This is a genomic window from Nocardia sp. NPDC003345 (assembly GCF_053589395.1).
In genome coordinates, this window is the sequence record NZ_JBSFRU010000193.1 from 1 (window position 1) to 12,034 (window position 12,034).

Annotated in this window: 10 protein-coding genes; 3 read left to right on the forward strand and 7 right to left on the reverse strand. The window is 69.3% G+C overall.

What is annotated here, in order from left to right; translation table 11 throughout:
- A partial coding sequence (locus ACWDU1_RS20395; protein ID WP_450000582.1) for a Tex-like N-terminal domain-containing protein occupies nt 1-1,315 on the reverse strand: 1,315 nt, incomplete at its 3' end.
- Nucleotides 1,316-1,468: 153 nt separating this feature from the next.
- Nucleotides 1,469-3,100, reverse strand: coding sequence for an AMP-binding protein (locus ACWDU1_RS20400; protein WP_450000569.1), 1,632 nt, complete (start codon nt 3,098-3,100; stop codon nt 1,469-1,471).
- 91 nt (nt 3,101-3,191) lie between these two features.
- On the opposite strand from ACWDU1_RS20400, the gene ACWDU1_RS20405 reads away from it, so the two are divergent.
- Nucleotides 3,192-4,043, forward strand: a complete 852-nt coding sequence (locus ACWDU1_RS20405) for a response regulator transcription factor (RefSeq protein WP_450000571.1) — start codon at nt 3,192-3,194, stop codon at nt 4,041-4,043.
- A 15-nt stretch (nt 4,044-4,058) separates the two neighbouring features.
- On the opposite strand, the gene trmD is transcribed toward ACWDU1_RS20405, so the two are convergent.
- The 4 genes from trmD to rpsP are packed head-to-tail and all read right to left on the reverse strand — an operon-like array spanning nt 4,059 to nt 5,969.
- Nucleotides 4,059-4,745: a tRNA (guanosine(37)-N1)-methyltransferase TrmD gene (trmD, locus tag ACWDU1_RS20410; protein ID WP_450000573.1), complete on the reverse strand. Its 687-nt coding sequence runs from the start codon at nt 4,743-4,745 to the stop codon at nt 4,059-4,061.
- A gap of 13 nt (nt 4,746-4,758) precedes the next feature.
- Nucleotides 4,759-5,283 (reverse strand): ribosome maturation factor RimM, encoded by a 525-nt coding sequence (gene rimM / locus ACWDU1_RS20415; RefSeq protein ID WP_450000575.1) that lies wholly within the window; start codon nt 5,281-5,283, stop codon nt 4,759-4,761.
- Entirely contained in the window at nt 5,284-5,526 is a 243-nt protein-coding gene (locus ACWDU1_RS20420) for an RNA-binding protein (RefSeq protein WP_030521790.1), read from the reverse strand.
- Nucleotides 5,526-5,969 (reverse strand): 30S ribosomal protein S16, encoded by a 444-nt coding sequence (gene rpsP, locus ACWDU1_RS20425; protein WP_063126692.1) that lies wholly within the window; start codon nt 5,967-5,969, stop codon nt 5,526-5,528. The genes ACWDU1_RS20420 and rpsP overlap by 1 nt, the downstream gene beginning before the upstream one ends.
- 342 nt (nt 5,970-6,311) lie before the next feature.
- On the opposite strand from rpsP, the gene ACWDU1_RS20430 reads away from it, so the two are divergent.
- Together ACWDU1_RS20430 and ACWDU1_RS20435 are read left to right on the forward strand one after the other, a co-directional pair.
- On the forward strand, nt 6,312-8,204 hold the full coding sequence (locus ACWDU1_RS20430; protein WP_450000577.1) for a vWA domain-containing protein: 1,893 nt from the start codon (nt 6,312-6,314) through the stop codon (nt 8,202-8,204).
- Between the two features lie 83 nt (nt 8,205-8,287).
- Nucleotides 8,288-10,156 (forward strand): vWA domain-containing protein, encoded by a 1,869-nt coding sequence (locus ACWDU1_RS20435; RefSeq protein WP_450000579.1) that lies wholly within the window; start codon nt 8,288-8,290, stop codon nt 10,154-10,156.
- A gap of 60 nt (nt 10,157-10,216) precedes the next feature.
- Here ACWDU1_RS20435 and ffh read toward each other — a convergent pair whose 3' ends face one another.
- Nucleotides 10,217-11,788, reverse strand: coding sequence for a signal recognition particle protein (gene ffh, locus ACWDU1_RS20440; protein WP_450000580.1), 1,572 nt, complete (start codon nt 11,786-11,788; stop codon nt 10,217-10,219).
- Nucleotides 11,789-12,034: the final 246 nt, after the last annotated feature.

A 12,034-nucleotide genomic window follows, 5' to 3' on the forward strand; every position in this document is an offset into this window, starting at 1 on the left:
GCTGCGCGGTGCGGTCTCCATCGCGCAGCGAGACATCCAGATCGGGCAGTTCCTGGGAGGCGTAGGCCGAGGCGGAATACACCGAGGCCCCCGCCTCCGATACCACGATCTTGGTGGGTTTGTTCTCCGGGATTCGTTCGATCAACTGCGCGGCGAGCGCATCGGTCTCCCGGGACGCGGTGCCGTTGCCGATCGCGACGAGTTCCACGCCGAACCGCTCCACCAGGGCGGCGAGTACCGTCACGGATTTCTCGGTCTGATTCTGTGGTTTGTGTGGATAGATGACCTCGGTCGCCACCACCTTGCCGGTACCGTCGACCACCGCGACCTTCACACCGGTGCGGTAGCCCGGGTCCAGGCCCATGGTGGCGCGGGTGCCGGCGGGCGCGGCCAGCAGCAGATCCCGCAGATTGGCGGCGAATACGTCGACGGCATCGCGTTCGGCGGCCTGCCGCAACCGCATCCGGGTATCGATCCCCAGGCTGACCTGCAATTTGGTGCGCCAGGCCCAGCGCACGGTGTCGAGCAGCCAGCTATCGGCCGCGCGGCCCTGATCGGCGATCGCGAAACGCTGGGCAATCCGCGCCTCGTAGACACTGCGTTCGCCCGGCGCCAGTTCGGAATCGGCGGGTTCGGGATCCAGTTGCAGGCTCAGGACCTCTTCCTTCTCACCGCGCAGCAGGGCGAGGATGCGGTGTGAGGGCAGGCTCGAGAACTCCTCGGCGAAATCGAAGTAGTCGGCGAACTTCGCGCCGGCCTCTTCCTTGCCCGCGCGCACCCCGGCGGTGACCCGGCCCCGGCTCCACATGAGTTCACGCAGTTCACCCACCAGATCGGCGTCCTCGGCGAACTTCTCGACCAGGATGGCGCGGGCGCCGTCGAGCTGTTCGGCGGTGTAGCCGGCCGGATCGGTGCCCGGATCGCCGAGCAGCGCGTCGGCGACGGGTTCGTGACCGGCCTCCCGGGCGATCTGGGCCTTGGTGCGGCGCTTGGGTTTATAGGGCAGGTAGATGTCCTCGAGCCGGGCCTTGGTTTCGGCGAGCAGCAGCTGGTTGTGCAGCGCGTCGTCGAGTTTGCCCTGACCGCGGATGGATTCGATGATGGTGGCGCGACGCTCGTCGAGTTCGCGCAGATAGTGCATACGCTCTTCGAGGGTGCGCAGCTGGGCGTCGTCCAGACCGCCGGTGACCTCCTTGCGGTAACGCGCGATGAACGGCACCGTCGACCCGGCGTCGAGTAGTTCGACCGCGGCCCGGACCTGGTTCTCCCGTACCGCCAATTCGTCGGCGATCCGGCGACTCACGGTGGCGGACACCGCCGGGGCGGTACCGGTAGCCGGTGTCGAGTCGGTGTGGGTTGTGTCGGGACCCGAGGTCTCTGGCGCTGTCGTCACGACCCGCACCCTACCGCCGCCGGGTGACAGCCGGTCCGGGCCCGTGATCGCCGCGACGATCACCGGCCCGGTCGCTCATACCGCCGCGGCCCGGCCCTGCTGCCGCAGCAGGTATCGCTGTACCTTGCCGCTGGGGGTCTTGGGCAGTGCGGATACGAAATGGACGCGCCGCGGATAGGCGTGCGCGGCGAACTTATTCTTCACCAGCGTCTGCAGTTCCGATTCGAGCGCACCGGTGCCCTCGGTTCCCGCGCGCAGCACCACGAACGCTTCCAGCACCTCACCGCGGAGTTCGTCGGGCAGGCCGACCACCGCGGCCTCGGCGACCGCGTCGTGCAGCACCAGCACACTCTCGACCTCGAACGGCCCGATCCGGTAGCCGGCCATGATGACCACATCGTCGTCGCGGGCCGAGAAGTGGAAGAAGCCTTCGGGGTCCCGGTATCCGGCATCACCGGTGAGATACCAGCGTCCGTCCGCGGTGTAGCGGGCGGCGCTGCGCTCGGGATCATCCAGGTAGCCGAGGAACCAGAGCAGCGCGCTGCGTTCGGTGTCGATGGCGAGGCGGCCGAGTTGTCCGGGTGGCGCCTCGGTATCGGAATCGTCGGCGAGTACCGCGCATTCCCACCCGGGCAGCGCCCGGCCCATCGAACCGCCGGGCGCCACGACGTCGAGATCGTCGTGCCAGGCATTGCAGATCACCATGCCGTGCTCGGTCTGGCCGTAGTGGTCACGGACCGCGACCCCGAGCGCGTCGGCCGACCATGCCACCACCTCCGGTGTCAGCGGTTCACCCGCCGACGAGGCCCGGCGCAGCCGGATCGGAGCGCCCGCGGACCCGGCGGCGCGCAACGACCGGTACACGGTCGGGGCGGCGGCGAAATTGGTGACCCCGAAACGCTCCAGTACCCGCCAGGTGAGGTCGGGTGCGAAGCCCGCGTGCAGCAGCAGACTGCGGACTCCGGAGGCCAGCGGACCCAGGATCGCGTAGTAGAGGCCGTAGGCCCAGCCCGGGTCGGCGGCGTTCCAGAACACGTCGCCGGGCCGCACGTCGAGGGCGAACTCCTGATAGGCGTGGAACGCCGCCAGCGCGCGCACCGGAATCGGCACCCCCTTCGGGGTTCCGGTGGTTCCACTGGTGAACAGCTGGACCAGCAGCCCGTCCCCGCCGACGATGGCCGGTGGGGCGGCGGCGCCCGCGGCGGCGAGCAGATCGTCCAGTCGCAGAGCCCCCGGCAGGGCCGCGTCACCTGCGACGATGGTCTGCCACGGCGGATCGGCGGGGATATCGTCACCGGGAGCCAGTTTCGCGGCCTGATCCGGGTCGGTGACCACGACCGCGGCAGCGCTCGCCCGGAGCCGGAAGGCGATCGCGGGCGGGGCGAACGCGGTGAACAGCGGTACATGGACCGCGCCGCAGCGCCACAAACCCAGCAGTACCACCACCAGATCCGCGGATTTGGCCATCAGCGTGGCCACCCGGTCGCCGGGGCCCACTCCCAGACCGGCTAGTGCGGCGGCACAGCGTTGTGAACGTTCCCGCAGTTCACCGTAGGTGAGATCGACGGCGGACAGATCCTCGTCGACCACGGTGAAGGCGACGGCGTCGGCCGGGTGCCGATCGCAGAGCAGATACGCGGCGCAGGCATCGGCGTGGTCGTAGGAGTCCAGCAGTTCGCGCACTCGCGTGTTCGGGTGGGCGCCCATCTCATATCTCCTCGATCGTCGGCATCCGGTGTTGCCATAGGATGTAGGTCACACTCGATCCGGCACTACCCCCGAAAAGGGGTGACATCGTTTGAGCACGACCCCCCTGCTCCGTCCCCGGGACGGTGATGCCCTGCGCGCCGAGATCCGGCGCCTGGCCGGGACCATCGGCGTGCCCGTGCTGTTCGGGGGCGAGGTACGGGCCGACACCCTGCGGCTCACCGAGTTCTCGGGCGTGCGCACCCCCGGATTGCGCGGGCTGTCGGTGACCCGAGCGTCCGGTCTGGGCGGTCAGGTGCTCGACAGCCGGCGCCCGGCCTCGGTCGCCGATTACCGCAGCGCAATGTCGATCACCCATCACTACGACGGCCCGGTGCTCGGCGAAGGGATCCGCTCGGTGGTGGCGGTACCGGTGGTGGTGGCCGGTCGCGCCCGGGCGGTGCTGTACGCGGCCAGTCGCGGGGTCGGCCCGATCGGTGATCTCGCGGCCGACGCGCTCCTGCTCGCGGGCCGGCGCCTGGCTACCGAGATCACGGTCCGCGACGAGGTCGATCGGCGGCTACGCCTGATGGAGGCCGCCGTACCGCGTCCCGCTGCCGACGGCGCGGCGACCGCGGAGTTACGGGCCGTACAGGCCGATCTGCGCGTGCTCGCGGAGACCTCACCGGCCGGCGCTCTGCGTGAAGAGCTGCGCGCGATGGGCGAACGATTGACCCGCGCGCTGGCCGGCGACCCGGCACCCGGTGCACCCCGGCTCTCCCGCCGGGAGATCGACGTCCTGTTGCAGATCGCGCTGGGCTGTTCCAATCAGCAGGCCGCGCAACGTCTTTCGGTCGGCGCCGAAACCGTGAAGAGTTATCTGCGCAGTGCCATGCACAAACTGGGTGTCCGGTCCCGGCACGAGGCCGTGGTCACCGCCCGGCGCCTGGGCCTCATCCCCTGACACGCGCCGCGGTCGTCAGTCGTCGTCGGGGACCAGATCCGGCCGGCGTTCGCGGGTGCGGGCCAGGGATTGTTCGCGACGCCAGGCATCGACCTTGGCGTGATCGCCGGAGAGCAGAATCGGGGGGACATCCAGCCCACGCCAGCTCACCGGACGGGTGTAGCTGGGCCCCTCCAGCAGGCCGTCGGAGAAGGAATCCTGTTCGTGGGAGCGCTGGTTGCCGAGGACACCGGGTATCAACCGGACCACCGCCTCGGTCATCACCAGCACCGCGGCCTCACCGCCGATGAGGACGTAGTCGCCGATGCTGACCTCCTCGACCCGCACCCGCCGGGCCGCGTCCACGAATACCCGCTGGTCGATCCCCTCGTAGCGCCCGCAGGCGAACACCAGATGCCGCTCCCCGGCCCACCGCCGGGCGGTGTCCTGAGTGAAGGGCACCCCGGCGGGTGTGGGGACCACGAGCAGCGCGTCGTCCGGGCACACCTCGTCGAGCGCGTCGCCCCAGACGGTCGGTTTCATCACCATGCCGGGACCGCCGCCGTACGGGGAGTCGTCGACGGATTTGTGCACATCGTGGGTCCAGCGACGTAGATCGTGCACGTCGGCCGAGAGCACACCCTTCTCGATGGCCTTGCCCAGCAGCGCGGTACGCAGCGGTTCCAGGTACTCCGGGAAGATGGTGACCACGTCGATTCTCATGACGCCGACCGCCTCATTCCGGGTCCAGTAGTCCTTCGGGTGGATCGATGACGATCAGCCGTTCGGCCGTCGACACCGTCGGGACGATGGCGGTGACGAACGGGATCAGGATCTCGCGGCCGTCCGCGGCGGCCCGGACCGAAAGCAACTCCCCGGCGGCCGAATGCAGGACCTCGGTGACGGTGCCGACCGCGGTGCCGTCGGTGAGGGTCACGTTCAGGCCCTCGAGCTCGTGATCGTAGAACTCGTCCGGATCCTGCGAGGGATCCAGCTCTTCGCTGTCGACCAGGAACAGGGCGCCGCGCAGCGCGTCCGCGGCGGTGCGGTCGGTGACACCGGCCAGACACACCAGGAGCCGGCCCGAGTGTTCCCGGGCCGACTCCACGGTGAAGTCGCGGACTTCCTTGCTCCGCGGTGCGCGGGCCCGCAGCGTCACGCCGGGCGCGAAACGCGCCTCGGGTTCGTCGGTGCGGACCTCGACCACCAGTTCGCCGCGCACGCCGTGCGATTTGGCGACCCGGCCCACCACGAGTTCCATCTACTGATCGGTATCGACCACGTCGACCCGGATACCCCGGCCGCCGATCCCGGCGACGAGGGTACGCAGCGCGGTCGCGGTACGACCGCCGCGGCCGATGACCTTACCGAGATCGTCGGGGTGGACATGCACCTCGACGGTACGTCCGCGGCGGCCGGTGATCAGCTCGACGCGGACATCGTCCGGATTGGCGACGATACCGCGAACCAGGTGTTCCACGGCATCGGCGACGACGACGCTCATTACTCGGCGGCCTCGGCGGATTCGGTCGCCTCGGCGGCGTCCTCTTCCTTGTCCTTCTTGGCCTTCTTCTTCGGGGTCACGGCCTCGGCGACCGGCTCGTTGTCGGCGGCGGCCAGCGCGGCGTTGAAGAGGTCCAGCTTGGACGGCTTGGGCTCGGCGACCTTGAGGGTACCCTCGGCGCCCGGCAGGCCCTTGAACTTCTGCCAGTCACCGGTGATCTCCAGCAGCCGCTGTACCGGCTCGGTCGGCTGCGCGCCCACGCCCAGCCAGTACTGCGCCCGCTCCGAGTCGATCTCGATCAGCGAGGGCTCTTCCTTGGGGTGGTACTTGCCGATGGACTCGATGGCCCGGCCGTCACGACGGGTGCGGGCGTCCGCGACGACGACGCGGTACTGCGGGTTGCGGATCTTGCCCATACGGGTGAGCTTGATGCGAACAGCCATGCTGCTGATCTGCCTTTCATAGTGGTCACGGCGCAATTCAGCGACTCACGCGGTCTCGCGAGCCCGGTTTTGCGAATGAAGTGTGTGACCGCCGCGCGGTACGTGACCGGAGACGGGCTGCACTGTCCGGAAGGACGGTCGACCATTCTGCCAGACGGTCCGGTCACCTCGGAAATCACCTCCCGCGGGCGCGGCCTTCCGGGCGGCAGCGATCCCGGAGACAACGGTGCCGCGTCCCGCCGACGGGAACCGCTGCGGTTGGCACCGGCTGCGCGGCCTGCGTAGCGTCCGACAGGTCGCGTTGAACACGATGCGACGGAGTTGAACGGGAGTACCGAGGACGTGTCATTTTTCCAACGGGCCCTGGCCACGGTCGCGGCGGGGGTTATCGGCCTGGTCCCGGTGTCCGTCCCGGCGCTGGCCCAGCAGTCTCCCGAATCGCAGACCACTCGGTACGCCCCGACGATGCTGGTGCTGGACGCGTCGGGATCGATGCTCGCCCCCGACCCCACCGGCGGCACCAAGATGGACGCGGCCAAGAACGCCGTCCGGAGTTTCGTCGCCGCGGCACCGGACGCCTCGGAGGTAGGGCTCACCGCCTACGGCACCGCCACCGGCAACTCCGACGCGGAGAAGGCCGCCGGCTGCCAGGATGTGAGAATCCTGCACTCCGTCGACACCATCGACAAACCCGCGCTCACCGCCGCCGCCGACTCCATCACCCCGAGCGGCTACACCCCGATCGGCACCTCACTGCGCACCGCGGCCGCCGCGCTTCCGCAGGAAGGCCCGCGCTCGATCGTGCTGGTATCCGACGGGCTCGACACCTGCGCGCCGCCGGACCCGTGCGACGTCGCCCGCGAGCTGAGCGCCCAAGGCGCCGAAATCGTCGTACACGCCATCGGCTTCGGCGTCGACGACGCCTCCCGGGCCCAGCTGACCTGCATCGCCCAGACCACCGGCGGCACCTACACCGATGCGGCCGACGGTAAGACGCTCGAACGCGTGCTGCCCCGGGTGACCGCCACCGCGTTGCGCACCTACGCCGCGATCGGTACCCCGATCGCCGGGACCTCGGGCTACCGGGATGCCCCGATCGCGGAGCCGGGCCAGTACCTCGACGTCCTCGACCAGAAGAAAGCGCGCTACTACGCCGTGGATATCCCCGACGGCGCCACGGCCTACTTCAGTGGCACCGTCTCGTTCCCGCGCGGCGGTGACGATGCCGCCACCGCGAACAACCGTCTCGATCTGCGCGTATACGGCCGCGACGGTCAGGACTGCTACGTCTACGAGAACGAACTCGCGACCCGCTCGACCGACGGCGTGGCGCTCACCGTGGCCTCACGATTCGAGGGCGCGGCCGGTGCCACGAACGGTGTCGCCACCCACGACGCATGCGTGGGCGGCGGACGCTACTACTTCACCCTGGAGTGGGCGCATATCGCCGACGGCGCCCCGAACCGGCTTCCGGCCGAACTGGCGGTCGGTATCGAACCGGCTGTGGCCGAACCCGGCCCCGCGGCCGAACCGACCCCGGTGACCTTCACCGAACCCACCGGTGTGGCGACACCCGTGGTGGGCGGGGGTTCGTTCAACATCGCCGCGACGCTACCGGGATCCGGCCGCTACAGCGATACCCTGCAGCGCGGCGAATTCGTCTTCTACCGGGTGAAACTCGATTGGGGTCAGGGCCTGGCCTATCGGGTGCGCTTCGGGGCGACGCCGGGACAGGGCCTGGCCACCCTGTCCAACATCACGACCACCCTGTACGCGCCGAGCCGCAAGGAACTGGACGACGATTTCACCTCCTACTCCGGGACCGAGACCGTCCTCCCGTCGAACGACCCGGCGCTGGCGACCGCACCTATCCGGTATCTGAACAGGGAAGCCGACGACAGCCGCATCGCGGAGCAGGCGGTAGCCGGTTACTACTACATCGCCGTCAAGGTCGGCCCGAACAACGAGGGAGTCGCGCCACCGGTTCCGGTCCAGCTGGAGGTCGCGGTCACCGGGGAGCCGGAACCCGGACCGCGCTATCGGGACGACACCGACAGCACTGGGACCTTCGGCGAGAACGCGAAGCCGGTCGCCGCGAGCGAGGCCGCCCCGGACGCCGATGGGCCGGACAGCGGGATCTCGCCACTGGTGTGGGGAGCCGCCGGCGCACTCGTCGCCGTCCTGGTCGTCGTGACCTCGCTCGTCCTGCTCGTCCGCCGGCGTGGGCGACGCTGAGCGAGTCCCGCCTCGGCAGTGACATACCCGACCTGCCATATCCGATTCGAGTGGAAACAATGCGACAAAGGGGGACCCACCGCGTGTCTTTTTCGATCCGGGCCCTGACGGCCGTCGCGGTGGCGGTGATCGGCCTCACGCCGGCCGCCGCGCCCGCGGTGGCACAGCCGGCTCCGCAGCAGGGCATCGAGTACGCACCGACCATGCTGGTCGTGGATGCGTCGGGGTCGATGCTCGCACCCGACCCCACCGGCGGCACCAAGATGGACGCCGCCAAGAACGCCGTCCGGAGCTTCGTCGCCGCCGCACCGGACACCTCGAGAGTCGGCCTCACCGCCTACGGCACCGCCACCGGCAACTCCGAGGCGGAGAAGGCCGCCGGCTGCCAGGACGTGAAGGTCCTGCATCCCGCCGACCCGATCGACAAACCCGGACTGACCGCCGCCGCGGACTCGATCACGCCCAGCGGCTACACCCCGATCGGTACCTCGCTGCGCACCGCGGCCGCCGCGCTTCCGCGGGAAGGCCCGCGCTCGATCGTGCTGGTCTCCGACGGGCTCGACACCTGCGCGCCGCCCGACCCGTGCGACGTCGCCCGCGAGCTGAGCGCCCAGGGCGCCGAGATCGTGGTGCACGCGATCGGGTTCGGGGTCGACGACCCGTCGCGCGCCCAGCTGACCTGTATCGCGCAAACCACCGGCGGCACCTATACCGACGCCGCGGACGGCAGAACCCTCGAACAGGTGCTGCCCCGCGTCAGTTCCGTCGCCCTGCGTACCTATGCCGCGACCGGCATCCCGATCACGGGTATGCCCTCCTACCGGGACGCTCCGATCGCCGCACCCGGGCAGTATCTGGATGTCCTGGAGAAGCGGGCGCCGCGGTACTACGCCGTCGATATCCCCGAGGGTGCCACCGCCTACTTCACCGGCACCATCTCGTTCCCGCACGCCGACAACTCGCTGAACTCAAACGACCGGCTCGATCTCCGCGTATACGGCGCCGACGGACAGGATTGTCATCGCGAGGAGAAGGAACTGTCGACCAGCAGCGGCGACGGAGTCGCGTTGACAGTGGGCACTATCTGGGAAGGTGCCACGCGAACCGAAGCGGGCGGCGCGTCCGAGGGATGCCGGAGTGGTGGACGGTATTACTTCGCGCTGGACTGGGCCTTGGCCTCGGACAACGCACCGGCCCGGCTTCCGGTCGAGCTGTCGGTCGGAGTGGAGCCGGCGGTCACCGATCCGGGACCCGCGCCGGCGCCCCCGGTGGAATTCACCGCGCCGGACGGCGCGGCCGTACCAGCGGTCGGCGGCGGCTCCTTCAACGTCGCCGCCGAGCTACCGGGCGCCGGGCGCTATACCGACACCCTGCAGCGCGGCGAATTCGTCTTCTACCGTGTGCGGCTCGACTGGGGTCAGGGCCTGGCGTACCGGGTCCGGTTCGGCGAGACGCCGGAGCGCGGCAGCGAATACACGTCCAACATCACCACCACGCTTTTCAGTCCGTACCGCAAGCGGATCGACTTCGACACCATGGCCTACACCGGTAGCGAACAGATCCTGCCGTCCCGCGATTCGGCGGTGGCGACCGCGCCGATCCGGTACCTGAACAGGGAAGCCGCCGATTCCGACGTAGCCGCGCAGGCGGTGGCGGGCTGGTACTACATCGCGGTCAAACTGAGCCCGACGGAGAAGCCCGCGCCGGTACCCATCGAACTGGAGGTCTCCATCGCCGGTGCGCCGGAACCCGGGCCGAGCTATACGGGCGACACCGCGAGCCGGGAAACCTTCGGCGGGGATGCCGCACCTCTCGCCGCAGCGGAGCCGGAAGAGCGGTCCGGCAACGACGGCGTATCACCGGTCGTCTGGATCCTGGCGGGGATCGCCGCGATCGTCCTCGTCGCGATCGTGGCGGCAGTCGTAGCGCTGACACGCCGCCGCACCCGCTGATCGCGGCCGTCCGGTGCCGGCTCCCTTCTCGAAGGGGAGCCGGCGGCCGGCTCGGGCGAATTACTTGTCCGGGAACTTGAACTTCGAGATATCGAAGTTCTCCAGTCCCGGGGGCAGCTGATCGAGCCCGGGCGGCATACCCGACAGATCCGGCATACCGCCGCCGCCACCGGCGGGCAGGCCCGGCATACCGGGGAAGCCGCCACGCATCTTCGGCTGGGTGGGTCCGCGCCCGCCCTTCTTGCCCTTCTTACCGCCCTTGCGGTTCTTGCTGCGCCGGTTGCCGCCGGGCATCCCCATCTGCCGGCCCATCGCGGCCATCATCTTGCGGGCCTCGAAGAACCGGTCGACCAGCTGGTTGACATCGGAGACCTGCACACCCGAGCCGTTGGCGATGCGCAACCGGCGGGAAGCGTTGATGATCTTCGGGTTGTCCCGCTCGGCCGGGGTCATACCGCGGATGATGGCCTGCACCCGGTCGAGCTGTTTATCGTCGACCTGGGCCAGTACATCCTTCATCTGCCCGGCGCCGGGCAGCATTCCGAGCAGGTTCCCGATCGGCCCCATCTTGCGGATGGCCAGCATCTGATCGAGGAAATCCTCGAGTGTGAGCTCACCGCTGCCGATCTTGCGCGCGGCCTCCTCGGCCTGCTGCGCGTCGTAGACCTGTTCGGCCTGCTCGATGAGGGTGAGCACATCGCCCATACCGAGGATGCGGCTCGCCATCCGGTCGGGATGGAAGACATCGAAATCCTCGAGCTTCTCACCGGTGGAGGCGAACATGATCGGCGCGCCGGTGACGTTACGCACGCTCAGCGCCGCACCACCGCGGGCGTCGCCGTCGAGTTTGGTGAGCACGACACCGGTGAAGCCGACACCGTCGCGGAAGGCCTCGGCGGTGGAGACCGCGTCCTGGCCGATCATGGCATCGAGCACGAACAGCGTCTCGTCGGGTTTCACCGCGTCGCGGATCCCGGCGGCCTGCGCCATCAGCTCGGCGTCGATACCGAGGCGGCCGGCGGTATCGACGATCACCACGTCGTACTGCTTGGCCTTGGCCTCGGCGATACCGGATTCGGCCACCGCTACCGGATCGGCCGCCGTGATGCCGAGCGCGTTCTCGCCACCGCCGATCGAGGTGCCCGGATGCGGCGCGAACACCGGGACACCGGCCCGCTCACCGACCACCTGCAACTGGGTGACCGCGCCGGGACGCTGCAGGTCGCAGGCCACCAGCAGCGGCTGATGCCCCTGGTCACGCAGCCATTTCGCGAGCTTTCCGGCCAGCGTGGTCTTACCGGCGCCCTGCAGGCCGGCGAGCATGATCACCGTCGGCGGGGTCTTGGCCAGCGTCAGCCGCCGGGTCTCGCCACCGAGGATCCCGACGAGTTCCTCGTTGACGATCTTGACGACCTGCTGTGCCGGGTTGAGCGCGGCCGAGACCTCCGCCCCCTTGGCCCGCTCCTTGATATTGGCGATGAAACCGCGCACCACCGGCAACGCGACATCGGCCTCCAGCAGCGCCAGGCGGATCTCACGGCAGGTGGTGTCGATATCCGCCGGCGACAGGCGACCCTTACCGCGAAGATCCTTCAGGGCACCGGTCAACCGGTCTGATAGGGATTCGAACACCTGGCAGGCTCCTGATCTCGAGGGACGTCACGTCCCAGGGTAACGGTCCCATACCAGGTGCCCTGTGCGCACACCATCTATGGATTGCGACCATCGACCACTGACATGATCGCGTAACCGCCTCAGGTGTGTTCATGCTGTGCGTGAGGTGGCAGACCTCGCATCTTCCCAGAATGCCGCATCCATGGGTGGGGCCCGCCCCGGGTCTGGAGCGACCAGAGGGAGGGAGCGCAGCGACCGACCGCC

Bases quoted from the DNA above. Each gene is read 5' to 3' on its own strand.
- ACWDU1_RS20400 (WP_450000569.1), bottom strand. From the start codon at position 3,100: ATGGGCGCCCACCCGAACACGCGAGTGCGCGAACTGCTGGACTCCTAC.
- trmD (WP_450000573.1), bottom strand. From the start codon at position 4,745: ATGAGAATCGACGTGGTCACCATCTTCCCGGAGTACCTGGAACCGCTG.
- ACWDU1_RS20420 (WP_030521790.1), bottom strand. From the start codon at position 5,526: ATGAGCGTCGTCGTCGCCGATGCCGTGGAACACCTGGTTCGCGGTATC.
- rimM (WP_450000575.1), bottom strand. From the start codon at position 5,283: ATGGAACTCGTGGTGGGCCGGGTCGCCAAATCGCACGGCGTGCGCGGC.
- rpsP (WP_063126692.1), bottom strand. From the start codon at position 5,969: ATGGCTGTTCGCATCAAGCTCACCCGTATGGGCAAGATCCGCAACCCG.